This window comes from Escherichia sp. WS1118 (assembly GCF_046487695.1).
GTDB lineage: Bacteria > Pseudomonadota > Gammaproteobacteria > Enterobacterales > Enterobacteriaceae > Escherichia > Escherichia coli.
Genome location: NZ_JBJQIZ010000017.1, coordinates 44,189 through 69,232 on the forward strand (window position 1 = coordinate 44,189; position 25,044 = coordinate 69,232).

The 25,044-nt window shown below is 51.5% G+C and carries 24 protein-coding genes and 1 pseudogene; 17 read left to right on the top strand and 8 right to left on the bottom strand.

The window, feature by feature from the left end; genetic code table 11:
* Nucleotides 1–17 precede the first annotated feature (17 nt).
* Together ACJHYO_RS21325 and ACJHYO_RS21330 are read left to right on the top strand one after the other, a co-directional pair.
* A pseudogene (locus tag ACJHYO_RS21325) lies at nucleotides 18–1,637 on the top strand (bifunctional metallophosphatase/5'-nucleotidase).
* Nucleotides 1,638–1,713: 76 nt separating this feature from the next.
* Nucleotides 1,714–2,574 carry a nucleoside-specific channel-forming protein Tsx gene (locus ACJHYO_RS21330; protein ID WP_085455625.1) on the top strand — a complete coding sequence of 287 codons (861 nt, stop codon included), beginning with the start codon at nucleotides 1,714–1,716 and terminating at the stop codon, nucleotides 2,572–2,574.
* Between the two features lie 217 nt (nucleotides 2,575–2,791).
* Here ACJHYO_RS21330 and metL read toward each other — a convergent pair whose 3' ends face one another.
* Together metL and metB are read right to left on the bottom strand one after the other, a co-directional pair.
* Nucleotides 2,792–5,224 carry a bifunctional aspartate kinase/homoserine dehydrogenase II gene (gene metL / locus ACJHYO_RS21335; protein ID WP_000110754.1) on the bottom strand — a complete coding sequence of 811 codons (2,433 nt, stop codon included), beginning with the start codon at nucleotides 5,222–5,224 and terminating at the stop codon, nucleotides 2,792–2,794.
* A gap of 2 nt (nucleotides 5,225–5,226) precedes the next feature.
* Nucleotides 5,227–6,387 carry a cystathionine gamma-synthase gene (gene metB, locus ACJHYO_RS21340; protein WP_024704833.1) on the bottom strand — a complete coding sequence of 387 codons (1,161 nt, stop codon included), beginning with the start codon at nucleotides 6,385–6,387 and terminating at the stop codon, nucleotides 5,227–5,229.
* Nucleotides 6,388–6,663: 276 nt separating this feature from the next.
* Between metB and metJ the strand changes: the two genes are divergently transcribed.
* Together metJ and ACJHYO_RS21350 are read left to right on the top strand one after the other, a co-directional pair.
* A complete protein-coding gene (gene metJ, locus ACJHYO_RS21345; protein WP_000852812.1) occupies nucleotides 6,664–6,981 on the top strand; it encodes a met regulon transcriptional regulator MetJ in 318 nt (105 codons plus the stop codon).
* Nucleotides 6,982–7,040: 59 nt separating this feature from the next.
* Nucleotides 7,041–7,649: a YiiX family permuted papain-like enzyme gene (locus ACJHYO_RS21350; protein WP_000702302.1), complete on the top strand. Its 609-nt coding sequence runs from the start codon at nucleotides 7,041–7,043 to the stop codon at nucleotides 7,647–7,649.
* 60 nt (nucleotides 7,650–7,709) lie between these two features.
* Here the strand turns inward: ACJHYO_RS21350 and rpmE are convergent, their stop codons facing one another.
* The gene (rpmE, locus tag ACJHYO_RS21355) at nucleotides 7,710–7,922 is read right to left on the bottom strand and encodes a 50S ribosomal protein L31 (protein WP_000710769.1); all 213 of its coding nucleotides are present in this window, start codon (nucleotides 7,920–7,922) and stop codon (nucleotides 7,710–7,712) included.
* Between the two features lie 202 nt (nucleotides 7,923–8,124).
* On the opposite strand from rpmE, the gene priA reads away from it, so the two are divergent.
* The 7 genes from priA to rraA all read left to right on the top strand — a co-directional run bounded on the left by priA (nucleotide 8,125) and on the right by rraA (nucleotide 16,091).
* A complete protein-coding gene (priA, locus tag ACJHYO_RS21360; RefSeq protein WP_085455624.1) occupies nucleotides 8,125–10,323 on the top strand; it encodes a primosomal protein N' in 2,199 nt (732 codons plus the stop codon).
* Between the two features lie 156 nt (nucleotides 10,324–10,479).
* A complete protein-coding gene (gene cytR / locus ACJHYO_RS21365) occupies nucleotides 10,480–11,505 on the top strand; it encodes a DNA-binding transcriptional regulator CytR (RefSeq protein ID WP_000644904.1) in 1,026 nt (341 codons plus the stop codon).
* Nucleotides 11,506–11,596: 91 nt separating this feature from the next.
* Nucleotides 11,597–12,556 carry a cell division protein FtsN gene (gene ftsN / locus ACJHYO_RS21370; RefSeq protein ID WP_000068845.1) on the top strand — a complete coding sequence of 320 codons (960 nt, stop codon included), beginning with the start codon at nucleotides 11,597–11,599 and terminating at the stop codon, nucleotides 12,554–12,556.
* Nucleotides 12,557–12,648: 92 nt separating this feature from the next.
* On the top strand, nucleotides 12,649–13,179 hold the full coding sequence (gene hslV / locus ACJHYO_RS21375; protein ID WP_000208235.1) for an ATP-dependent protease subunit HslV: 531 nt from the start codon (nucleotides 12,649–12,651) through the stop codon (nucleotides 13,177–13,179).
* A 9-nt stretch (nucleotides 13,180–13,188) separates the two neighbouring features.
* On the top strand, nucleotides 13,189–14,520 hold the full coding sequence (hslU, locus tag ACJHYO_RS21380) for an HslU--HslV peptidase ATPase subunit (RefSeq protein ID WP_001293344.1): 1,332 nt from the start codon (nucleotides 13,189–13,191) through the stop codon (nucleotides 14,518–14,520).
* 66 nt (nucleotides 14,521–14,586) lie between these two features.
* Nucleotides 14,587–15,513, top strand: coding sequence for a 1,4-dihydroxy-2-naphthoate polyprenyltransferase (menA, locus tag ACJHYO_RS21385; RefSeq protein ID WP_001305044.1), 927 nt, complete (start codon nucleotides 14,587–14,589; stop codon nucleotides 15,511–15,513).
* Nucleotides 15,514–15,605: 92 nt separating this feature from the next.
* Nucleotides 15,606–16,091, top strand: coding sequence for a ribonuclease E activity regulator RraA (rraA, locus tag ACJHYO_RS21390; protein ID WP_000872908.1), 486 nt, complete (start codon nucleotides 15,606–15,608; stop codon nucleotides 16,089–16,091).
* Nucleotides 16,092–16,175: 84 nt separating this feature from the next.
* Here the strand turns inward: rraA and zapB are convergent, their stop codons facing one another.
* On the bottom strand, nucleotides 16,176–16,421 hold the full coding sequence (zapB, locus tag ACJHYO_RS21395) for a septal ring assembly protein ZapB (RefSeq protein WP_001296623.1): 246 nt from the start codon (nucleotides 16,419–16,421) through the stop codon (nucleotides 16,176–16,178).
* 424 nt (nucleotides 16,422–16,845) lie between these two features.
* Here zapB and glpF point away from each other — a divergent pair, with 424 nt between their 5' ends.
* The 4 genes from glpF (at nucleotide 16,846) to fpr (ending at nucleotide 21,246) form a co-directional block, all read left to right on the top strand.
* Complete coding sequence (gene glpF / locus ACJHYO_RS21400; protein ID WP_000084268.1) at nucleotides 16,846–17,691, top strand: glycerol uptake facilitator protein GlpF; 846 nt, start codon at nucleotides 16,846–16,848, stop codon at nucleotides 17,689–17,691.
* 22 nt (nucleotides 17,692–17,713) lie between these two features.
* Complete coding sequence (gene glpK / locus ACJHYO_RS21405) at nucleotides 17,714–19,222, top strand: glycerol kinase GlpK (protein ID WP_000136804.1); 1,509 nt, start codon at nucleotides 17,714–17,716, stop codon at nucleotides 19,220–19,222.
* A gap of 170 nt (nucleotides 19,223–19,392) precedes the next feature.
* Complete coding sequence (gene glpX, locus ACJHYO_RS21410) at nucleotides 19,393–20,403, top strand: class II fructose-bisphosphatase (RefSeq protein ID WP_410232569.1); 1,011 nt, start codon at nucleotides 19,393–19,395, stop codon at nucleotides 20,401–20,403.
* 96 nt (nucleotides 20,404–20,499) lie between these two features.
* Complete coding sequence (gene fpr / locus ACJHYO_RS21415; RefSeq protein ID WP_000796345.1) at nucleotides 20,500–21,246, top strand: ferredoxin--NADP(+) reductase; 747 nt, start codon at nucleotides 20,500–20,502, stop codon at nucleotides 21,244–21,246.
* Nucleotides 21,247–21,250: 4 nt separating this feature from the next.
* Here fpr and uspD read toward each other — a convergent pair whose 3' ends face one another.
* The 3 genes from uspD to ACJHYO_RS21430 form a co-directional block, all read right to left on the bottom strand.
* Nucleotides 21,251–21,679 carry a universal stress protein UspD gene (gene uspD / locus ACJHYO_RS21420; protein ID WP_000323555.1) on the bottom strand — a complete coding sequence of 143 codons (429 nt, stop codon included), beginning with the start codon at nucleotides 21,677–21,679 and terminating at the stop codon, nucleotides 21,251–21,253.
* Nucleotides 21,680–21,705: 26 nt separating this feature from the next.
* Nucleotides 21,706–22,005, bottom strand: coding sequence for a DUF406 domain-containing protein (locus ACJHYO_RS21425; RefSeq protein WP_000655986.1), 300 nt, complete (start codon nucleotides 22,003–22,005; stop codon nucleotides 21,706–21,708).
* A gap of 211 nt (nucleotides 22,006–22,216) precedes the next feature.
* A complete protein-coding gene (locus ACJHYO_RS21430; protein WP_000155257.1) occupies nucleotides 22,217–22,657 on the bottom strand; it encodes a DUF805 domain-containing protein in 441 nt (146 codons plus the stop codon).
* Nucleotides 22,658–22,757: 100 nt separating this feature from the next.
* Here ACJHYO_RS21430 and ACJHYO_RS21435 point away from each other — a divergent pair, with 100 nt between their 5' ends.
* Both ACJHYO_RS21435 and tpiA read left to right on the top strand, forming a co-directional pair.
* Nucleotides 22,758–23,357, top strand: coding sequence for a YiiQ family protein (locus ACJHYO_RS21435; protein WP_000802217.1), 600 nt, complete (start codon nucleotides 22,758–22,760; stop codon nucleotides 23,355–23,357).
* A 107-nt stretch (nucleotides 23,358–23,464) separates the two neighbouring features.
* Nucleotides 23,465–24,232: a triose-phosphate isomerase gene (tpiA, locus tag ACJHYO_RS21440; protein WP_001216325.1), complete on the top strand. Its 768-nt coding sequence runs from the start codon at nucleotides 23,465–23,467 to the stop codon at nucleotides 24,230–24,232.
* Nucleotides 24,233–24,286: 54 nt separating this feature from the next.
* Here the strand turns inward: tpiA and cdh are convergent, their stop codons facing one another.
* Nucleotides 24,287–25,042, bottom strand: a complete 756-nt coding sequence (gene cdh, locus ACJHYO_RS21445) for a CDP-diacylglycerol diphosphatase (RefSeq protein ID WP_001298413.1) — start codon at nucleotides 25,040–25,042, stop codon at nucleotides 24,287–24,289.
* Between the last annotated feature and the right edge of the window lie 2 nt (nucleotides 25,043–25,044).

Sequence of the window (25,044 nt, forward strand, 5' to 3'; positions counted from 1 at the left end):
TTTAACAAGGAATGCGAATGAAAACAGCGCAGCGTACTTTATTTGCCGCAACATTGCTGACTATTTTTTCGACCTCAGTTATGGCGCAGGATGTCACGATTATTTATACCAATGATCTTCACGCTCATGTGGATTCCTATAAAGTACCGTATGTCGCAGACGGAAAACGCGACATTGGTGGCTTTGCCAATATATCCACGTTAGTAAAACAAGAGAAAGCCAAAAATAAAGCCACCTTTTATTTTGATGCTGGAGACTATTTCACCGGGCCATATATCAGTAGCCTGACAAAGGGCGAAGCAATAATTGATATTATGAATACCATGCCTTTTGACGCAGTATCAATCGGTAATCATGAGTTTGACCATGGCTGGGATAATGCCCTCCGACAATTAAGCAAAGCGAATTTCCCTGTTTTATTAGGCAATGTTTATCATAAAGAGAGTGAGAAACCCTTCTGGAACAAGCCCTACACCATCCTGGAAAAAGATGGCATCAAGATTGGTATTGTTGGGCTACACGGCGTATTTGCATTTAATGACACGGTCTCGGAGCTCTCTCTCCAGGGACTCGATAATGACAATAATAACCGATTTGATAAATCTTCCGCGACCCTCAAGAATCAGGGGATTGAAGCACGTGATGAAGTGAAGTATTTGCAGCATTATATCGACGAGTTACGTGATAAGGTTGACCTCACCGTGGCGCTGGTTCATGAAGGCGTACCGGCGCGTCAGTCCAGCATTGGCAATACAGATGTTAGACGTGCGCTGGATAAAGATATTCAAACCGCAAGCAAGGTGAAAGGATTGGATATTCTGATTACCGGGCATGCCCACGTCGGAACGCCAGAACCAATCAAAGTCGGCAACACCTTAATCCTTTCGACTGACAGTGGCGGTATCGATATTGGTAAATTAATCCTTGATGTCAACCCTACAGCTCGGAATCATAAAGTGAAGAGCTTTGAGCTGAAAACGGTTTATGCCGATGAATGGATACCCGATCCAACCACACAAAAAGTTATCAATGGCTGGAATAAAAAACTGGCGGATCTTGTACGCCAACCAGTCGGTGAATCATCGATTGCATTAACTCGTGCCTACGGTGAGTCATCGCAACTTGGCAACCTGTTTACCGATGCAATGCTTGTCGCTGCACCGACTGCACAAATTGCGTTGATAAACTCCGGCAGTTTACGTGCTGATATAAATGCAGGCACGATTACCTTTGGTGACATTACCAGTACATTCCCCTTCAAGAATGAACTTACTGAAATGGATCTCAGCGGTAAGGATCTGCGTAACCTACTGGAACACGGGGCATCGCTTACCAATGGCATCCTGCAAATGTCAAAAGGCGCAGAAATGCGCTATACCCTGCAGAAACCAGTAGGTCAGCGCATTGTATCTTTTAAAATTAATGGTGAAGAGATCGTTGATACGAATATTTACCATGTTGCGACTACGACTTTCCTAGCACTTGGGGGCGATGGTTTTCTGGCATTCAAAGAAGGGAAAAATGTCTAGGTCCGCGCCGGAAATAACATGTCCAATGTCGTAATCGATTATTTTAAGAAAGGCCACAAGATTACTCCTGCACAGGTAAATGAAATGCGGGTAGAAGTAAGCAAATAACAAAAACTTATAATACCATTCATTCACTGGATGACATTATTTCTCTCTAAATCAACAATATATAAGAGATATATTTATGTATATAAAAAAGCACTGGATAGCTTTATCCATTCTATTAATACCTTGCATTGGAAACGCTCAGGAAATTAAAATTGATGAAAGCTGGTTACATCAAAGCTTGAATGTCATTGGTCGCACAGACTCTCGCTTTGGCCCAAGACTGACTAACGACCTCTACCCTGAATATACTGTAGCAGGAAGAAAAGACTGGTTTGATTTTTATGGTTATGTTGATCTACCGAAATTCTTTGACGTCGGCAGTCACTATGATGTTGGGATCTGGGATGAGGGCTCACCACTATTTACGGAAATAGAACCTCGGTTTTCCATTGACAAATTGACCGGATTAAATCTTGCGTTCGGCCCATTTAAAGAATGGTTCATTGCAAACAACTATGTCTATGATATGGGTGACAACCAGTCATCCCGGCAAAGTACATGGTATATGGGGCTTGGTACAGATATCGACACGGGTCTACCAATTAAGCTTTCTGCCAATATATACGCCAAGTATCAGTGGCAAAACTATGGTGCCGCTAATGAAAATGAATGGGACGGATATCGATTCAAAATAAAATATAGCATCCCTCTTACAAATTTATTCGGAGGGCGATTGGTATACAATGGTTTTACTAACTTTGATTTTGGCTCCGATCTTGCGGACAAGTCACACAATAATAAACGAACCAGTAATGCTATTGCTTCAAGCCATATCCTTTCCCTTCTATATGAACACTGGAAATTTGCATTTACACTACGTTATTTTCACAACGGTGGACAATGGAATGCGGGAGAGAAGGTTAACTTCGGAGATGGTCCATTTGAATTAAAAAATACAGGATGGGGAACCTATACTACTATTGGTTATCAATTTTAAATTAGGTGACATTTTAGATATTGTTACTTAATGTCATTTTGTAATTGTCATTAATAACTTCACCATTCACTCTGTTACTTCATCGCTCAACACAAAAGCCCCCTTATTACCGGGGGCACTGACCAAAGGCAAAATGACAATCAATCACCACTTCCCCAGGAAGAGGTTTAGGGGTGACAACAAAAGCTGGCAACTGCCAGCTTTTGTTCAATAATCACTACAACAACTGCGCCAGTCGGTTAATATCCGACTGAATCGCCCCGGCGGTGACGTCGCGCCCTGCACCTGGCCCGCGGATCACCAGCGGGTTGTCGCGATACCAGCGGCTTTCGATGGCAAAGACGTTATCGCATGGCAGTAGTGATGCCAGCGGATGGTCTTCACGCACCGCTTCCACGCCCACACGCGCTTTGCCGTTGGCATCGAAACGCGCCACGTAGCGCAGCACCAGCCCCATTTCGCGGGCCGCTTCCAGTCGTTGCACCATCTGCTCGTTAAGTTCATCGCCATTTTCAAAGAAATGGTCGATGCTGCCGCCTTCGCAATGGGCAGGTACCAGTGATTCAACACGTACCTGGTCCGGTTCAATGTTGTAACCCGCTTCACGCGCCAGAATCACCAGCTTGCGCATCACGTCTTTGCCGGAAAGGTCATCACGCGGGTCAGGCTCGGTTAAGCCCTGCTGCCACGCCTGATCCACCAGCTCGGTAAACGGCACGCTACCGTCGAATTGCAGGAACAGCCAGGAGAGCGTGCCGGAGAAGATCCCGCTGATCGACAAAATAGTATCGCCGCTGTCGATCAGATCGCGCACGGTGTGGTTGATCGGCAAGCCTGCGCCGACGGTAGCGTTGTACAGCCAGTGACGCCCGGTTTTTTCGAAGGCGTCGTGGATCTGGCGATATTTATTGCTGTCGCTGGCTCCTGCCAGTTTGTTGGCGCTGATGACGTGGAAACCGTGGCTGGCAAAATCGAGATACTGATCAGCAAGCTGCTGGCTGGCGGTAACGTCCAGCACCACTAAATCATCATACGGATGGGCGCGCATCCACAGGAACAGCGACTCTTCATCCTGCTCGACCGCTTCATCGTTGAAGAAGGCTAACGCGCGGCTGGCGTCCAGCCCGTCATAGCTCAACAGGCTGCGGCGGCTGTCCACCACGCCTGCCAGCACAAATTCAAAGCCGGTACGTGCCGAAAGCGTACTCTGCTCACGGGCGAACAGTTCCAGCCAGCGGGAACCGATATTGCCCTTGCCGAACAACACCAGGCCGATGCGTTTTTCCGCACGGAAGACGGACTGATGCAGCCCCTGAATCAGGCTTTCGGTCGGGCCGGTGCGCAGTACTGCCACCAGGCTGATGCCGTCATCGGACTGCCAGGTAAATTCGACCGGCTGGCCTTTCAGTTGCTGCCAGAAGCGGTGGCAATGCAGCGGGTTACGGGTGACGCCCGCCCCAACCATCGCCACCAGCGCTAGCCCCTGACGCAGGCGCAGTTCGCCAGGTAATCCCGCTTCGTCGAGGATTTTCAGCGCACTGTCGGCCACTTCTGAGGTGTAGCAAAATTGCAGCAACTGGCGATCGTTATGCACGCCAACCGCCAGTGGGCGCACCTGAGCACGTTTCAGGATCTGGTCGATCTCTTTATGCGCCAGTTTGAAATCCTGGCTGGCGGGCACCTGAAACTCAATCAAGCAGACATCATCATGGCTGGTGACAATACGCGCACCAGTACCGGAGGCCAGCACGCGTTCAATGCGCGTGGAACCTTGATCCGGCGTGTAGCTACAGCGCAGTTGCAGGTCGATTTCGCTGCCAGAAACGGGCTGTAAAGTACGGGCATGAAGAACGGGAGCCGCCAGACGCGCCAGTTCGCTGGCTTCATCCAGACGCAGCAACGGCAGCAGGCAGGCATCTTTCACTTTACGCGGGTCGGCGCTATATACCCCGGCGACGTCGCTCCAGATGGTTACGCGAGAAACACCCGCCAGCGCACCGATTTGTGTCGCGGAATAGTCGGAACCGTTACGCCCCAGCAGCACCGTTTCACCGGCGTTGTTACGGCTGATAAACCCGGTCACCACCAGACGTTTGCCCGGATGTTGTACCAGTAGCTGTTGCAGCAACGGGTAAGAAAGTCCTTCATCAACCTGCGGTTGCGCAGCGCGTTCAGCGCGTAAAAACTCGCGGGCATCAAGCCAGGCCGCTGGCAGCCCTTGTTGATTAAGCACCGCAGACATCAGGCGCGCCGACCACACTTCACCGTGGCCCACCACTTCCGCATACACCGCATCGTTAATACCGCTGTCGAGCAACGCCGCCAGGTGCTCAAGATCGCTGACAAAAGCGCTAATGAGGTTATCGGCTTCTTCGGCGGGTAGCAGGCCGCTAATCAGATCGCACTGATAACGACGTAATGTTTGTTGAACCTGATGCGCAGAGAGACGATCGGTCTGGCTTAGTTTCAACCAGTTAATCAACTGGTTAGTGGTGCTACCGGCGGCGGAAACCACCATCATATCGTCAGGCTGAGAGTACTCCGCCATAATGCCCGCGACACGCAAATAACACTTCACATCAGCCAGACTACTGCCACCAAATTTATGCAGTTGACGACCTTTCGCCCCTGCCTGCGCAATCACACTCATTTTTACCCCTTGTTTGCAGCCCGGAAGCCATTTTCCAGGTCGGCAATTAAATCTTCGCCATCTTCAATACCGGTGGAGATACGCAGCAGCGTCTCGGAGATCCCGGCGGCAGCACGCGCTTCTGGCGCCATGCCTGCATGTGTCATGGTTGCGGCGTGAGAGATTAAACTTTCCACTCCCCCTAATGATTCCGCCAGCGTAAACAACGACAGCTCGCCCAGGAAACGACGCAGCGTGTGCTCATCGCCATCCAGTTCAAAACTCAACATTGCGCCAAAGCCTTTTTGCTGGCGCGCGGCAATTTCATGCCCCTGATTTTCCGGCAGCGACGGGTGATACAGTTTTTTCACCAACGGCTGGGTTTGCAGATATTTCACAATCGCCTGCGCGTTGCGCTGGGCCAGCTCCATTCGCGGCACCAGCGTTCGCAACCCGCGCAGCAGCAGATAGCTGTCAAACGCGCCGCCCGTCACGCCAATATTGTTTGCCCACCAGGCAAGTTCAGTGACAACGTCCGGGTCTTTAGCAATCACTACGCCTGCCACCACGTCAGAGTGACCGTTCAGATATTTCGTGCATGAATGCAACACCAGATCGGCACCTAATGCCAGTGGATTTTGTAATGCCGGGCTTAAGAAGGTGTTATCCACCACGCTCACCGCCCCGACTTCCCTTGCCAGATGGCAGATTTTCGCAATATCCACGACGCGTAACAATGGATTACTTGGGCTTTCTACCAGTACCAGTTTGGGTTTTTCTGCCAGCGCTGCCCGTAATGCCTGTTCATCGCCTTGATCAACAAACAACACGCGATAGCAACCGCGTTTCGCCAGGCTGTCGAACAGGCGATAGCTACCGCCGTAGCAGTCGTGCGGCGCAACCAGCAGATCGCCAGGTTTCAAAAAGACGGTCGTTACCAGGTGAATCGCGGACATGCCGGTATTAGTAAGTACTGCACCAGCACCGCCTTCCAGTTCTGCCAGCGCTCGCTGAACCACATCGCGCGTTGGGTTGCCGCGCCGCGAGTAATCATGCGCGCGCGGTTCATTAAATCCGGTAAAGTTATAGGTACTGGAAAGATGGATGGGAGGGACAACGCAACCATACTGTTCGTCGTCATTTAACCCGCTACGCACTGCGATGGTGGCCTGTTTACGCGTCATGTGATGAAGTTCCCTGGGCTTGGTCGGTGAAATGTCAGGCACCAGAGTAAACATTGTGTTAATGGACGTCAATACATCTGGACATCTAAACTTCTTTGCGTATAGATTGAGCAAATCTCAAATAGCCGTTAAAATTATATGCATTATCACGCCGACAGGTGCATTACACGATGTCACGGTAACGCCTGTACGGTAAACTATGCGGGTTTACGGTCAGTACCCATATTAATTGTGTGGTCTGGCCTCAATTTATTGACGAAGAGGATTAAGTATCTCATGGCTGAATGGAGCGGCGAATATATCAGCCCATACGCTGAGCACGGCAAGAAGAGTGAACAAGTCAAAAAAATTACGGTTTCCATTCCTCTTAAGGTGTTAAAAATCCTCACCGATGAACGCACGCGTCGTCAGGTGAACAACCTGCGTCACGCGACCAACAGCGAGCTGCTGTGCGAAGCGTTTCTGCATGCCTTTACCGGGCAACCTTTGCCGGATGATGCCGACCTGCGTAAAGAGCGCAGCGACGAAATTCCGGAGGCGGCAAAAGAGATCATGCGTGAGATGGGGATTAACCCGGAGACGTGGGAATACTAAAGCGGAAAAGAGCGGCGCGGAGTTAACCAGCCGCTTTTTTCATACATGGACGTTTAACGATGAAAATCAGGCTACTGATTCTCAGCCTGCTGGTTTCTGTGCCTGCATTTGCCTGGCAACCACAAACCGGCGACATCATCTTTCAGATCTCTCGCTCATCGCAAAGTAAAGCGATCCAACTGGCGACCCATTCCGATTACAGCCACACCGGTATGCTGGTGATACGCAACAAAAAGCCCTACGTTTTTGAAGCGGTCGGCCCGGTAAAATACACCCCACTCAAGCAGTGGATCGCCCATGGTGAAAAGGGCAAATACGTTGTTCGCCGCGTTGAAGGCGGACTGAGTGTTGAACAACAGCAAAAACTGGCGCAAACGGCAAAACGTTATCTCGGTAAACCGTATGACTCCAGCTTCTCGTGGAGCGACGATCGCCAGTACTGTTCGGAAGTGGTGTGGAAGGTCTACCAGAATGCGCTGGGAATGCGTGTGGGCGAGCAGCAGAAGCTGAAAGAGTTCGATCTTAGTAACCCGCTAGTTCAGGCAAAGCTCAAAGAACGCTACGGCAAAAATATTCCGCTTGAGGAAACGGTAGTTTCACCACAAGCCGTTTTCGACGCGCCACAACTCACCACGGTCGCCAAAGAATGGCCGCTGTTTTCCTGGTAATACGACCAACATTCAGGCACAAAAAAAGCGCCGTACGGCGCTTTTTTCGGAAATCCGGTCTTATTTGCTGCCCGGGATGTTGAAACGCTTGTTGAAGCGGTCAACACGGCCACCGGTAGCAACATCACGCTGTTTGCCAGTGAAGAACGGGTGGCACTTGCTGCACACGTCGAGGTTCAGGTCATGACCAACGGTGGAGCGGATTTTCATTACGTTACCGCAAGAGCAGCTAGCAGTAATTTCTTCGTATTTCGGGTGAATATCTTTTTTCATGGGAAAACCTCGGTTTAAGGCCGCGTCGCTCTTCCAGCCCTAACGCCAGACACCACGCGATGTTAAAAGTATAGCTTCAATACGATCATTTCGTACGAAGGCGCGAAATCATACAGAAATTAACCAGCGTATGCAAACTGATCCGCACTCTTCTACGGCAATGTGTATACTAACCCACCGAATTTCAAGTCAGGATGATGCTATGCCCGTTGCCCACGTTGCCTTGCCCGTTCCGCTTCCTCGTACCTTTGACTATCTGCTGCCAGAAGGCATGACGGTTAAAGCCGGGTGTCGCGTGCGCGTGCCGTTTGGCAAACAGCAGGAGCGCATCGGGGTTGTGGTGTCAGTGAGCGATGTCAGCGAGCTGCCGCTTAACGAGCTGAAAGCGGTAGTTGAAGTGCTGGACGTTGAGCCGGTATTTACTCACTCCGTCTGGCGATTACTGCTCTGGGCGGCAGATTACTATCATCATCCGATTGGCGATGTGCTGTTTCATGCCTTGCCGATTTTACTACGCCAGGGGCGGCCTGCGGCGAACGCGCCGATGTGGTACTGGTTTGCCACTGAACAAGGTCAGGCGGTGGATCTTAACAGCCTGAAACGCTCACCCAAGCAACAACAGGCACTGGCAGCGTTACGGCAAGGCAAAATCTGGCGTGATCAGGTTGCCACGCTCGAATTTAATGATGCCGCGTTGCAGGCGCTGCGCAAAAAAGGTCTGTGTGATTTAGCAAGTGAAACACCAGAGTTTAGCGACTGGCGCACGAACTATGCCGTTTCTGGTGAACGGTTGCGATTGAATACCGAACAGGCCACCGCCGTTGGCGCAATTCATAGCGCGGCAGATACTTTTTCTGCCTGGCTGCTGGCGGGCGTTACCGGTTCCGGTAAAACGGAGGTTTATCTCAGTGTACTGGAAAACGTGCTCGCTCAGGGCAAACAGGCGCTGGTGATGGTGCCGGAAATCGGCCTGACACCGCAAACTATCGCCCGTTTTCGTGAACGTTTTAATGCCCCCGTGGAAGTTCTGCATTCCGGCCTGAACGACAGCGAGCGTCTTTCGGCGTGGCTGAAAGCGAAAAATGGCGAGGCGGCGATTGTGATCGGCACCCGCTCCGCGCTGTTTACGCCGTTTAAAAATCTCGGCGTGATTGTCATTGATGAAGAGCACGACAGCTCCTACAAGCAGCAGGAAGGCTGGCGCTATCATGCCCGCGACCTGGCGGTGTATCGTGCGCACAGCGAGCAAATCCCGATTATTCTTGGCTCCGCAACGCCCGCACTGGAAACGTTATGCAACGTGCAGCAGAAAAAATACCGCCTGCTGCGCCTGACCCGTCGGGCGGGGAATGCGCGCCCGGCAATTCAACATGTGCTGGATTTAAAAGGCCAGAAAGTGCAGGCAGGTCTGGCTCCGGCGTTAATCACCCGTATGCGCCAGCATTTACAGGCCGACAACCAGGTTATCCTCTTTCTTAACCGCCGGGGTTTTGCGCCTGCGCTACTGTGCCACGACTGTGGTTGGATAGCCGAATGCCCACGTTGCGATCACTACTACACGCTGCATCAGGCGCAACAGCATTTGCGCTGCCACCATTGCGACAGTCAGCGTCCGGTGCCGCGCCAGTGCCCTTCTTGCGGTTCCACGCACCTGGTACCCGTGGGGCTGGGCACCGAACAGCTTGAACAGACGCTCGCGCCGTTGTTCCCTGGTGTCCCCATTTCTCGTATCGACCGCGATACCACCAGCCGCAAAGGGGCGCTGGAACAGCAACTGGCGGAAGTGCATCGCGGCGGCGCGAGGATCTTGATTGGCACGCAAATGCTGGCGAAAGGTCACCACTTTCCGGATGTGACGCTGGTGGCGTTACTGGATGTGGACGGCGCGCTGTTTTCTGCCGATTTTCGCTCGGCAGAACGTTTCGCCCAGCTTTACACCCAGGTCGCCGGTCGTGCCGGGCGTGCGGGTAAACAGGGCGAAGTGGTGCTGCAAACGCACCATCCGGAACATCCTCTGTTGCAAACATTGCTCTATAAAGGCTACGACGCCTTTGCCGAACAGGCACTGGCTGAACGACGCATGATGCAGCTGCCGCCGTGGACCAGCCATGTGATTGTGCGTGCGGAAGATCATAACAATCAGCACGCGCCATTGTTCCTGCAACAACTGCGTAATCTCATTCTCGCCAGCCCACTGGCAGACGAGAAACTGTGGGTTCTCGGTCCGGTTCCGGCGCTGGCCCCTAAACGTGGCGGTCGCTGGCGCTGGCAGATATTGTTGCAGCACCCTTCCCGCGTGCGCTTACAGCACATCATCAATGGTACGCTGGCGCTTATTAATACAATACCGGATTCCCGCAAGGTGAAATGGGTGCTGGATGTCGATCCGATTGAGGGTTAAACCGCATCACGATGCGAGGCGGATCGAAAAATTCAATATTCATCACACTTTTCATGAAAATTCTGTAACCGTTTTCACGCGCTATCTGCTAAAAATGTTGCCGATGTGAAGTAAACATGGATGTAGTACGCCTGACGTGCCAGGCGAGGAGTGAGTGTGAAAGCGAAGAAGCAGGAAACTGCCGCGACCATGAAAGACGTTGCCCTCAAGGCAAAAGTCTCTACAGCGACCGTCTCCCGAGCATTAATGAATCCCGATAAAGTCTCCCAGGCCACTCGTAATCGGGTTGAAAAAGCGGCCCGGGAAGTGGGTTATTTACCACAGCCTATGGGGCGCAACGTCAAGCGTAATGAATCCCGCACTATTCTGGTGATTGTCCCGGATATCTGCGACCCTTTCTTTAGCGAAATTATTCGCGGTATCGAAGTTACGGCGGCAAATCACGGATATCTGGTGCTGATTGGCGACTGTGCGCATCAAAATCAGCAGGAAAAAACCTTTATCGATTTGATCATCACCAAGCAAATTGATGGCATGTTGCTGCTGGGTTCAAGGCTGCCGTTTGATGCCAGCATTGAGGAACAGCGTAATCTGCCGCCGATGGTGATGGCGAACGAATTTGCACCGGAACTGGAGCTACCTACAGTTCATATAGACAATCTGACCGCCGCATTTGATGCAGTAAATTATCTATATGAGCAAGGGCATAAACGGATTGGCTGTATAGCCGGTCCCGAAGAGATGCCGCTGTGTCACTACCGCCTGCAAGGCTACGTTCAGGCGCTGCGTCGCTGCGGCATTATGGTTGATCCGCAATACATCGCCCGTGGCGACTTCACCTTCGAAGCCGGAAGCAAAGCAATGCAACAACTGCTTGATCTTCCACAACCGCCTACTGCGGTCTTCTGCCATAGCGATGTGATGGCGCTCGGCGCACTTTCTCAGGCAAAACGCCAGGGGCTGAAAGTCCCGGAAGACCTTTCCATAATCGGTTTTGATAACATCGACCTGACGCAATTTTGTGATCCGCCGCTGACAACCATCGCGCAGCCGCGTTACGAAATCGGTCGGGAAGCTATGCTGTTATTGCTTGATCAAATGCAGGGGCAACACGTTGGCAGTGGCTCTCGTTTAATGGACTGCGAACTTATCATCCGGGGATCAACACGCGCGTTACCTTAAAGTAAACCTTTAAGACTGCCGTGACTGGTCAAAGGCCCGCCGCTTAAGTAACATGGCGGGCTGACGAACGAATAAATACAGCGAAACGATAGTGGCACAACGAGATTATGTACGCCGCAGCCAACCGGCACCTTCGCGGCGAAAAAAGAGCACCTCACGGAAAAAGCAACGAAATCTGCCTGCGGTTTCTCCCGCTATGGTCGCTATTGCTGCCGCCGTTCTTGTGACCTTTATCGGTGGTCTGTACTTCATTACGCATCACAAGAAAGAAGAGTCCGAGACGCTGCAAAGCCAGAAAGTGACCGGAAACGGACTACCACCAAAACCAGAAGAACGCTGGCGCTACATCAAAGAGCTGGAAAGTCGCCAGCCGGGTGTGCGTGCGCCTACAGAACCTTCTGCCGGTGGTGAAGTGAAAACGCCGGAGCAACTGACACCAGAACAACGCCAGCTTCTTGAGCAAATGCAGGCTGATATGCGCCAGCAGCCAACGCAGCTGGTTGAAGTTCCGTGGAATGAACAGACGCCGGAACAGCGTCAGCAAACGCTACAGCGCCAGCGTCAGGCGCAGCAATTAGCGGAGCAGCAACGCCTGGTTCAGCAGTCGCGTACGACTGAACAAAGCTGGCAGCAGCAGACGCGTACGTCGCAAGCCGCGCCGGTACAGGCGCAACCGCGCCAGTCTAAACCGGCTTCTACTCAGCAGCCTTACCAGGATCTGCTGCAAACCCCTGCGCACACGACCGCGCAGTCGAAGCCGCAGCAAGCTGCGCCGGTTGCTCGTGCCGCTGACGCGCCAAAACCGACGGCGGAGAAAAAAGACGAACGCCGCTGGATGGTGCAGTGCGGTTCGTTCAGAGGCGCGGAACAGGCAGAGACGGTACGTGCTCAGCTGGCGTTCGAAGGCTTTGACTCAAAAATTACCACCAACAATGGCTGGAATCGTGTGGTGATTGGCCCGGTGAAAGGCAAAGAGAACGCAGACAGCACCCTCAATCGCTTGAAGATGGCGGGTCATACAAACTGCATTCGGCTCGCCGCCGGGGGTTGAAACCCTCAAAATCCCCCCCATCTATAATTACATTATGCCCCGTACTTTTGTACGGGGTTTGTACTCTGTATTCGAAACCAAGGGGTCAGCTCGTGACAACTATAGTAAGCGTACGCCGTAACGGCCATGTGGTCATCGCTGGTGATGGTCAGGCCACGTTGGGCAATACCGTAATGAAAGGCAACGTGAAAAAGGTCCGCCGTCTGTACAACGACAAAGTCATCGCGGGCTTTGCGGGCGGTACTGCGGATGCTTTTACGCTGTTCGAACTGTTTGAACGTAAACTGGAAATGCATCAGGGCCATCTGATCAAAGCCGCCGTTGAGCTGGCGAAAGACTGGCGTACCGATCGCATGCTGCGCAAACTTGAAGCATTGCTGGCAGTCGCGGATGAAACTGCATCGCTTATCATCACCGGTAACGGTGACGTGGTGCAGCCAGAAAACGATCTTATTGCTATCGGCTCCGGCGGCCCTTACGCCCAGGCTGCGGCGCGCGCGCTGTTAGAAAACACTGAACTTAGCGCCCGTGAAATTGCTGAAAAGGCGTTGGATATTGCAGGCGACATTTGCATCTATACCAACCATTTCCACACCATCGAAGAATTAAGCTACAAAGCGTAAGGATCTCCCATGTCTGAAATGACCCCACGCGAAATCGTCAGCGAACTGGATAAGCACATCATCGGCCAGGACAACGCCAAGCGTTCCGTGGCGATTGCTCTGCGTAACCGCTGGCGTCGCATGCAGCTCAACGAAGAGCTGCGCCATGAAGTGACCCCGAAAAATATCCTGATGATCGGCCCGACCGGTGTCGGTAAAACTGAAATCGCCCGTCGTCTGGCTAAGCTGGCGAATGCGCCGTTCATCAAAGTTGAAGCGACCAAATTCACCGAAGTGGGCTATGTCGGTAAGGAAGTGGATTCTATTATTCGCGATCTGACCGATGCCGCCGTGAAAATGGTACGCGTCCAGGCTATCGAGAAAAACCGTTATCGCGCTGAAGAACTGGCAGAAGAACGTATTCTCGACGTACTGATCCCACCGGCTAAAAACAACTGGGGACAGACCGAACAGCAGCAGGAACCGTCCGCTGCTCGTCAGGCATTCCGCAAAAAACTGCGTGAAGGCCAGCTTGATGACAAAGAAATCGAGATCGATCTTGCCGCAGCACCGATGGGCGTTGAAATTATGGCTCCTCCGGGCATGGAAGAGATGACCAGCCAGCTGCAGTCCATGTTCCAGAACCTGGGCGGTCAGAAACAAAAAGCGCGTAAGCTGAAAATCAAAGACGCCATGAAGCTGCTGATTGAAGAAGAAGCGGCGAAACTGGTGAACCCGGAAGAGCTGAAGCAAGATGCTATCGACGCTGTTGAGCAGCACGGGATCGTGTTTATCGACGAAATCGACAAAATCTGTAAGCGCGGCGAGTCTTCCGGTCCGGATGTTTCTCGTGAAGGCGTTCAGCGTGACCTGCTGCCGCTGGTAGAAGGTTGCACTGTTTCCACCAAACATGGGATGGTCAAAACTGACCACATTCTGTTTATCGCTTCTGGCGCGTTCCAGATTGCGAAACCGTCTGACCTGATCCCGGAACTGCAAGGTCGTCTGCCAATCCGCGTTGAGCTGCAGGCACTGACCACCAGCGACTTCGAGCGTATTCTGACCGAGCCGAATGCCTCTATCACTGTGCAGTACAAAGCACTGATGGCAACTGAAGGCGTAAATATCGAGTTTACCGACTCCGGTATTAAGCGCATCGCGGAAGCGGCATGGCAGGTGAACGAATCTACCGAAAACATCGGTGCTCGTCGTTTACATACCGTTCTGGAGCGTTTAATGGAAGAGATTTCCTACGACGCCAGCGATTTAAGCGGTCAAACTATCACTATTGACGCAGATTATGTGAGCAAACATCTGGATGCGTTGGTGGCAGATGAAGATCTGAGCCGTTTTATCCTATAATCGCGTTCAATCATTTTCATCATTGTTTGATGGGGCTGAAAGGCCCCATTTTTATTGGCGCGTATTATGACTGAACAACAAATTAGCCGAACTCAGGCGTGGCTGGAAAGTTTACGACCTAAAACCCTCCCCCTCGCCTTTGCTGCAATTATCGTCGGGACGGCGCTGGCATGGTGGCAAGGTCACTTCGATCCACTGGTCGCCCTGCTGGCATTGATTACCGCCGGGCTATTACAGATCCTTTCTAACCTCGCCAATGATTACGGCGATGCGGTAAAAGGCAGCGATAAACCTGACCGCATTGGGCCGCTACGCGGCATGCAAAAAGGGGTCATTACCCAGCAAGAGATGAAACGGGCGCTCATTATTACCGTTGTGCTCATCTGTCTTTCCGGGCTGGCACTGGTTGCAGTGGCGTGCCATACGCTGGCCGATTTTGTCGGTTTCCTGATTCTTGGCGGGTTGTCGATCATTGCCGCTATCACCTACACCGTGGGCAATCGTCCTTATGGTTATATCGGTTTGGGTGATATTTCCGTACTGGTTTTCTTTGGCTGGTTGAGCGTCATGGGGAGCTGGTATTTACAGGCTCATACATTGATTCCGGCACTGATCCTTCCGGCAACCGCATGCGGCCTGCTGGCAACGGCAGTACTGAACATTAATAACCTGCGTGATATCAATAGCGACCGCGAAAACGGCAAAAACACGCTGGTGGTGCGCTTAGGCGCAGTAAACGCGCGTCGTTATCATGCCTGCCTGCTGATGGGCTCACTGGTGTGTCTGGCGCTGTTTAATCTCTTTTCGCTGCATAGCCTGTGGGGCTGGCTGTTCCTGCTGGCGGCACCGTTGCTGGTGAAGCAAGCTCGTTATGTGATGCGCGAAATGGACCCGGTGGCGATGCGACCAATGCTGGAACGCACTGTCAAAGGAGCGTTACTGACTAACCTGCTGTTTGTTTTAGGGATATTCCTAAGCCAGTGGGCAGCATAACTGACAAATATCAATTAACAATTGATGATTTTGCCAACAGCCCACATAGCGCGATATACTGAAAATTCTCGCAGCAACTGAATGTTAAGCCTATGAAATACGATACTTCCGAGCTTTGTGACATCTATCAAGAAGATGTTAACGTCGTGGAACCGCTGTTCTCCAACTTTGGCGGACGGGCGTCGTTTGGCGGACAAATAATCACGGTAAAATGTTTCGAGGACAACGGGTTGCTGTACGATCTGCTCGAACAGAATGGCCGTGGTCGTGTTCTTGTCGTCGATGGCGGAGGTTCTGTTCGTCGCGCACTGGTCGATGCTGAGCTGGCGCGTCTGGCAGTACAAAATGAATGGGAAGGTCTGGTCATTTACGGCGCGGTGCGTCAGGTAGATGACCTGGAAGAGTTGGATATCGGCATCCAGGCGATGGCGGCAATTCCGGTTGGTGCCGCTGGCGAAGGCATTGGCGAAAGCGATGTCCGCGTCAATTTTGGCGGTGTCACCTTCTTCTCCGGCGACCATCTTTATGCCGACAATACCGGGATTATTCTTTCAGAAGATCCGCTGGATATTGAATGATAAAAAAGGCACCGCAAGGTGCCTTTTTTCTGCGTTACCTGTTGGCCTACACAGTAAAGAAATTACGCGAAAGATGAAGTGTAATCAGACCTCTTCCATGCGACCCAGCAGGGCCTGTAGACGTTCCTGCCAGCCGTTCTGCTGTTCTTTCAGATGGTTGTTCTCACGCTCCAGCTCTTCGCGCTGATGCTGGGCATTTTGAACTTCCTGCGACAGTGAGTTGTTTTTTTCTTTCAGCTCTTCGATTTCCATCTGCAACAGAGTGATGGTATCAATCGCCTGCTGTACTTTTGCTTCCAGTTTCTCAAACACTTCTAATGACATTGTCATACCTCTCCTGAATTGCAAGGCGTTGATGGATAAAAATCCTCGTCCCGATTACCGGTGACGCCTTAATAAATACGAGCGCACTTTAGTTAGCTCCGATTGTATGAAGCCGCGCCATCGCTGTCCAGCGGCACGCCTTGCAGATTACGGTTTGCTACACTTTTCATCCTTCTCCTGGTGACATAATCCACACCAATCGAAAATGTTAATAAATTTGTTGCGCGAATGATCTAACAAACATGCATCATGTACAATCAGATGGAATAAATGGCGCGATAACGCTCATTTTATGACGAAGCACACACATTTTAAGTTCGATATTTCTCGTTTTTGCTCGTTAACGATAAGTTTACAGCATGCCTACAAGCATCGTGGAGGTCCGTGACTTTCACGCATACAACAAACATTAACTCTTCAGGATCCGATTATGAGTCAAACATCAACCTTGAAAGGCCAGTGCATTGCTGAATTCCTCGGTACCGGGTTGTTGATTTTTTTCGGTGTGGGTTGCGTTGCAGCACTAAAAGTCGCTGGTGCGTCTTTTGGTCAGTGGGAAATCAGTGTCATTTGGGGACTGGGGGTGGCAATGGCCATCTACCTGACCGCAGGGGTTTCCGGCGCGCATCTTAATCCCGCTGTTACCATTGCATTGTGGCTGTTTGCCTGTTTCGACAAGCGCAAAGTTATTCCTTTTATCGTTTCACAAGTTGCCGGCGCTTTCTGTGCTGCGGCTTTAGTTTACGGGCTTTACTACAATTTATTTTTCGACTTCGAGCAGACTCATCACATTGTTCGCGGCAGCGTTGAAAGTGTTGATCTGGCTGGCACTTTCTCTACTTACCCTAATCCTCATATCAATTTTGTGCAGGCTTTCGCAGTTGAGATGGTGATTACCGCTATTCTGATGGGGCTGATCCTGGCGTTAACGGACGATGGCAACGGTGTACCACGCGGCCCTTTGGCTCCCTTGCTGATTGGTCTACTGATTGCGGTCATTGGCGCATCTATGGGCCCATTGACGGGCTTTGCCATGAACCCAGCGCGTGACTTCGGTCCGAAAGTCTTTGCCTGGCTGGCGGGCTGGGGCAATGTCGCCTTTACCGGCGGCAGAGACATTCCTTACTTCCTGGTGCCGCTTTTTGGCCCTATCGTTGGCGCGATTGTAGGTGCATTTGCCTATCGCAAACTGATTGGTCGCCATTTGCCTTGCGATATCTGTGTTGTGGAAGAAAAGGAGACCACAACTCCTTCAGAACAAAAAGCTTCGCTGTAATATGACTACGGGACAATTAAACATGACTGAAAAAAAATATATCGTTGCGCTCGACCAGGGCACCACCAGCTCCCGCGCGGTCGTAATGGATCACGATGCCAATATCATTAGCGTGTCGCAGCGCGAATTTGAGCAAATCTACCCAAAACCAGGCTGGGTAGAACACGACCCAATGGAAATCTGGGCCACCCAAAGCTCCACGCTGGTAGAAGTGCTGGCGAAAGCCGATATCAGTTCCGATCAAATTGCAGCTATCGGTATTACGAACCAGCGTGAAACCACTATTGTCTGGGAAAAAGAAACCGGCAAGCCTATCTATAACGCCATTGTCTGGCAGTGCCGTCGTACCGCCGAGATCTGCGAACATCTCAAACGCGATGGCATGGAAGAGTACATTCGTAACAACACCGGTCTGGTGATTGACCCGTACTTCTCTGGCACCAAAGTGAAGTGGATCCTCGACCATGTAGAAGGCTCTCGCGAGCGTGCGCGTCGTGGTGAATTGCTGTTTGGTACGGTTGATACGTGGCTTATCTGGAAAATGACTCAGGGCCGTGTCCATGTGACCGATTACACCAACGCCTCTCGTACCATGTTGTTTAACATCCATACTCTGGACTGGGACGACAAAATGCTGGAGGTGCTGGATATTCCACGCGAGATGCTGCCAGAAGTGCGTCGTTCTTCCGAAGTATACGGTCAGACTAACATTGGCGGCAAAGGCGGCACGCGTATTCCAATCTCCGGGATCGCCGGTGACCAGCAGGCGGCGCTGTTTGGTCAGTTGTGCGTGAAAGAAGGAATGGCGAAGAACACCTATGGCACTGGCTGCTTTATGCTGATGAACACTGGCGAGAAAGCGGTGAAATCAGAAAACGGCCTGCTGACCACCATCGCCTGCGGCCCGACTGGCGAAGTAAACTATGCGCTGGAAGGTGCGGTGTTTATGGCGGGCGCGTCCATTCAGTGGCTGCGCGATGAGATGAAGTTGATTAACGACGCCTACGATTCCGAATATTTCGCCACCAAAGTGCAAAACACCAATGGTGTGTATGTGGTTCCGGCCTTTACCGGGCTGGGTGCGCCATACTGGGATCCGTATGCACGCGGGGCGATTTTCGGTCTGACTCGTGGGGTGAACGCTAACCACATTATACGCGCGACGCTGGAGTCTATTGCTTATCAGACGCGTGACGTGCTGGAAGCAATGCAGGCCGACTCTGGTATTCGACTGCACGCCCTGCGCGTGGATGGCGGCGCAGTAGCAAACAATTTCCTGATGCAGTTCCAGTCCGATATTCTCGGTACGCGCGTTGAGCGCCCGGAAGTGCGCGAAGTCACCGCTTTGGGTGCGGCCTATCTTGCTGGTCTGGCGGTTGGCTTCTGGCAGAATCTTGACGAGCTGCAAGAGAAAGCGGTGATTGAACGCGAGTTCCGTCCTGGCATCGAAACCACTGAGCGTAATTACCGTTACGCAGGCTGGAAAAAAGCGGTCAAACGCGCGATGGCATGGGAAGAACACGACGAGTAATAATGATTGCCTGATGCGACGCTTGCGCGTCTTATCAGGCCTACGAGTCGGATACACATCCGGCATCACGCAGACTCTGAAACCGTGCGGGGGCAACCCCGCACACATCAATAATCCCGCCCTTCCCCTGTGCTACACTTCGCGCCATTCCTTACTGCTTAGAGTTTGCTATGAGACGAGAACTTGCCATCGAATTTTCCCGCGTCACCGAATCAGCGGCGCTGGCTGGCTACAAATGGTTAGGACGCGGCGATAAAAACACCGCGGACGGCGCGGCGGTAAACGCCATGCGTATTATGCTCAACCAGGTCAACATTGACGGCACCATCGTCATTGGTGAAGGTGAAATCGACGAAGCACCGATGCTCTACATTGGTGAAAAAGTCGGTACTGGTCGCGGCGACGCGGTAGATATTGCTGTTGATCCGATTGAAGGCACGCGCATGACGGCGATGGGCCAGGCTAACGCGCTGGCGGTGCTGGCAGTAGGCGATAAAGGCTGCTTCCTCAACGCGCCAGATATGTATATGGAGAAGCTGATCGTCGGACCGGGAGCCAAAGGCACCATTGATCTGAACCTGCCGCTGGCGGATAACCTGCGCAATGTTGCGGCGGCGCTCGGCAAACCGTTGAGCGAACTGACGGTAACGATTCTGGCAAAACCGCGCCACGATGCCGTTATCGCAGAAATGCAGCAACTCGGCGTGCGCGTATTTGCTATTCCGGACGGCGACGTTGCAGCCTCAATTCTCACCTGTATGCCAGACAGCGAAGTTGACGTGCTGTACGGTATTGGTGGCGCGCCGGAAGGCGTGGTTTCTGCGGCGGTGATCCGCGCATTAGATGGTGACATGAACGGTCGTCTGCTGGCGCGTCATGACGTCAAAGGCGACAACGAAGAGAATCGTCGCATTGGCGAGCAGGAGCTGGCACGCAGCAAAGCGATGGGCATCGAAGCCGGTAAAGTATTGCGTTTGGGCGATATGGCGCGCAGCGACAACGTCATCTTTTCTGCCACCGGCATCACCAAAGGTGATCTGCTGGAAGGTATTAGCCGCAAAGGCAATATCGCCACCACCGAAACGCTGCTGATCCGTGGTAAATCACGCACCATTCGTCGCATTCAGTCCATCCACTATCTGGATCGTAAAGACCCGGAAATGCAGGTGCACATCCTCTGATTGATTTGATCGATTGAGCCTTCCAGTCCTTCGGGACTGGAATTTTTTTGTTCGGAGAACGAAGATAAGGCAAGTCAATCAAAACAGGAGAAAAACATGGCTGATTGGGTAACAGGCAAAGTCACTAAAGTGCAGAACTGGACCGACGCCCTGTTTAGTCTCACCGTTCACGCTCCCGTGCTTCCGTTTACCGCCGGGCAATTCACCAAACTTGGCCTTGAAATTGAAGGCGAACGCGTTCAGCGCGCCTACTCCTATGTTAACTCGCCCGATAATCCGGATCTGGAGTTTTACCTGGTCACCGTCCCCGATGGCAAATTAAGTCCACGACTGGCGGCACTGAAACCGGGCGATGAAGTGCAGGTGGTTAGCGAAGCCGCTGGCTTCTTTGTGCTGGATGAAGTACCAGATTGCGAAACGCTATGGATGCTGGCAACCGGTACAGCGATTGGCCCTTATTTATCGATTCTGCAATTGGGCAAAGATTTAGAACGCTTCAAAAACATGGTGCTGGTTCACGCCGCACGATATGCCGCCGACTTAAGCTATCTACCTCTGATGCAGGAACTGGAAAAACGCTACGAGGGGAAACTGCGCATTCAGACGGTGGTCAGTCGGGAAACGGCTGCGGGTTCGCTCACTGGGCGATTACCGGCGTTAATTGAAAGTGGTGAACTGGAAAGCGCGGTTGGCCTGCCGATGAATAAAGAAACCAGCCATGTGATGCTGTGCGGCAATCCACAGATGGTGCGCGATACACAACAGTTGCTGAAGGAGACCCGGCAGATGACGAAACATTTACGTCGCCGACCGGGCCATATGACAGCGGAGCATTACTGGTAAGCGGTTACTTGTCGATAAACGGCACGATCAAGAGATCCGCACTCAACTTATTGATCATCCCGCGATATGCCGGCATCAAACGGTTGATAAATGAGTGGTGATGACCACAGACAAGGAGGTCGCACTGCTCTTTTTGCATAATTTCCAGCAGTGTTTCCGGCATTTCTCCGCGTTCAATACGCAGTTTTGTCTTCGGCCATTGAATATTTTTCGTCAGTTTATACAGCTTGTTATCCGACTTATTCTTCAACAATTGAAGAATATCTTCTGTTGCAGGGAAGTAGATACCCGGATACAACTCGCTTAAGCCATCATCAATATGAATTAACGTCAGGTGAGCGTCATTATGTCTGGCGAGCTCCAGGGCTTTATTCACCAGTAAGGCATCTTCTTCATTCCCGGAAATTGCCACGCCAATGTGTTTATAAGCCATGTTTAACTCCTTCTAAAGCAACTCCATCAAGCTAACGAACGCAGTGATAACTCAAAAATAATCATCTCGGCCTGGCATGAGAAGGTGAAGGCCGCATCAAGCTCAACTTGCCCTTCCAGATCCTTAATCTTATAGGCCACGCTGGCCCCTTCATCTGCAGAGGATGCAGCGGCGGCAAGCTCTTTCAGTTTGGTCATAAAGGACTCTGCTTCTTCGCGGGTGGCAAAAAAGCGCGAAAACTTACTGGTACAGTTGTCGTTATCAATCACCGTACCGATATCAATCGCACATCCTTTAGTACTGCATTTATCTACGACATCTTTCATAGGGCACCTCTGTATATTCGCCTCTCTGTCGATTACGACTTAAGAATAATGCGCCGTTAAAGGAAGAACAAACAAGTAATGATCTTATGGATTACCATTTTTTTTGATATTGCTTAATGTGAAGAGTTCAGAAGGATTTTCCGGGCATTGTCACTTGCATCGTGGAAATAACAATCCCGGAAAAAAATAGAAGTAAGAGATATATTAAAGGTTAATTACTTGATTTATTGTCGGCTTTATACTTCACATCCTGGGTATCTTTACCATATTTATTTTCGCCTTGTGTGCCAACAAACGCACCAAGATCGATAAGCATCATCACCAGAATCAACGTCGGGACAAAACGCCCCACCGCCCATTGCCAGACACCCGGTAAAATCGCCCAGTTACCCGCCAGCAGCATCCACGCCACAATCATCAGAAATGCCCATGCGCCGGAACGCCCGCGATCATGCAAGCGCTTAACGGTTACTGCCGCTGTTGGCCAAAGCAAGCACACAAGGCAAAACGCCGCGGTCTGAATATCGAGTAAATTTTTACCCGCCAGTGAGAAAAGCACCAGCATGCCTGCGAACCACAGGCCTATCCAAATCCAGAAATCACGGCGTCCAATACGCCCTTTAAATGAGAATAACCATTGCTGTATGGTCATGTAAGTTCCTTGATGGTTGTCTTTTCCAGGATTCTACCCTTTTGACAAGGGCGACAGATATCGTTTTAATCGGAGCCAGTCATAACAAAAGGTACTGTCAATGAAGCCAGGGTGTACGCTGTTTTTTCTCTTATGTTCTGCATTAACCGTTACAACAACGGCGCATGCACAAACACCAGATACGGCAACGACCGCGCCTTATTTGCTGGCTGGAGCCCCTACTTTCGATCTCTCCATCAGCCAGTTTCGAGAAGACTTTAACAGCCAGAATCCCAGCCTGCCACTGAACGAATTTCGTGCCATCGACAGCAGTCCCGACAAAGCCAATCTCACTCGTGCAGCAAGTAAAATTAACGAGAACTTGTATGCTTCTACTGCGCTGGAGCGCGGTACCTTAAAAATCAAAAGCATTCAAATAACCTGGCTACCCATCCAGGGGCCAGAGCAAAAAGCCGCGAAAGCGAAAGCTCAGGCATACATGGCAGCGGTGATCCGCACACTCACCCCATTAATGACCAAAACTCAAAGCCAGAAAAAACTGCAGTCGCTACTAACGGCGGGGAAAAACAAACGTTATTACACCGAGACAGAAGGTGCACTGCGTTATGTTGTCGCGGACAACGGCGAAAAGGGGCTGACCTTCGCTGTTGAACCGATTAAGCTGGCGCTATCTGAATCGCTTGAAGGTTTGAATAAATGACAAAAAGCAAAGCCTTTGTGCCGATGAATCTCTATACTGTTTCACAGACCTGCTGCCCTGCGGGGCGGCCATCTTCCTTTATTCGCTTATAAGCGTGGAGAATTAAAATGCGACATCCTTTAGTGATGGGTAACTGGAAACTGAACGGCAGCCGCCACATGGTTCACGAGCTGGTATCTAACCTGCGTAAAGAGCTGGCAGGTGTTGCTGGCTGTGCGGTTGCAATCGCACCACCGGAAATGTACATCGATATGGCGAAGCGTGAAGCTGAAGGCAGCCACATCATGCTGGGTGCGCAAAACGTGGACCTGAACCTGTCCGGCGCATTCACCGGTGAAACCTCTGCTGCTATGCTGAAAGACATCGGCGCACAGTACATCATCATCGGCCACTCTGAACGTCGTACTTACCACAAAGAATCTGACGAACTGATCGCGAAAAAATTCGCGGTGCTGAAAGAGCAGGGACTGACTCCGGTTCTGTGCATCGGTGAAACCGAAGCGGAAAACGAAGCGGGCAAAACTGAAGAAGTTTGTGCACGTCAGATCGACGCGGTACTGAAAACTCAGGGTGCTGCGGCATTCGAAGGTGCGGTTATCGCTTACGAACCTGTATGGGCAATCGGTACAGGCAAATCTGCAACTCCGGCTCAGGCACAGGCTGTTCACAAATTCATCCGTGACCACATTGCTAAAGTTGACGCTAACATCGCTGAACAAGTGATCATTCAGTACGGCGGCTCTGTAAACGCGTCTAACGCTGCAGAACTGTTTGCTCAGCCAGACATCGACGGCGCGCTGGTTGGCGGTGCTTCTCTGAAAGCTGACGCTTTCGCCGTGATCGTTAAAGCTGCAGAAGCGGCTAAACAGGCTTAAGTCTGACAGGTGCCGGATTTCATATCCGGCACTTACTTTCCTAAACTCCTCGCCTTAACGCAAAATCTCACACTGATGATCCTGGATTTCTTCGGCTGAAGCACGGTTCAGCGTCAGTAGATTTCGTTGTGTCGCCAGCAATACAAATGAGTTATCACTCTGCCGTACCATCGCCAGCCCGTAGCTTCCCATATGTTCCCGCGCCTCAGGCACTTCTTCCGCCAGCATCATAAATGGGCTGCGTTGTACCAGTTCGCTTTCCGTTACCCGACGCGCCAGGTACTCATGCCCACGCAAACCACCTGGCAGTGGCAACCAGCGGCTACTGATGTTCGCCAGATTGTTATCCAGCTGTTCGCGCACATCAGGACGAATACAAGAAATATGAATATGAAAATGGTTTTGCGTACGCCCGGTGCGGGAGTTGATCGCCAAAGAAACCGCGCGATCGGGAACAGGCTGGCCGTATTTTTGGCTCATAAAATCACGCGCCTGCCAGGCTAACCAGAAAAAATTAGGCGTTGACGGATCGGTCAACAATGGGCTTTCAGTACCGTTAATACGGTACGTTGGCATCAACAGATATTGCAGTGGGCCATGACGATCTTTTAAAACCACGTATCCGGCGTTGGGTTTGACTTCCGCACATGGCGACGGGTTTTGGTTTTCCTGCTGGTTGGGCAAACATTGCTCAAGAACAATCTTACGTAACGTGTCTGACTCTTCACCGGTTAATTTCCAGTAACCAATACCGGCAGCCACAACGGCGATAACTATCATCACCAAAAAAAGAAGACCCGCTTTTTTCATCT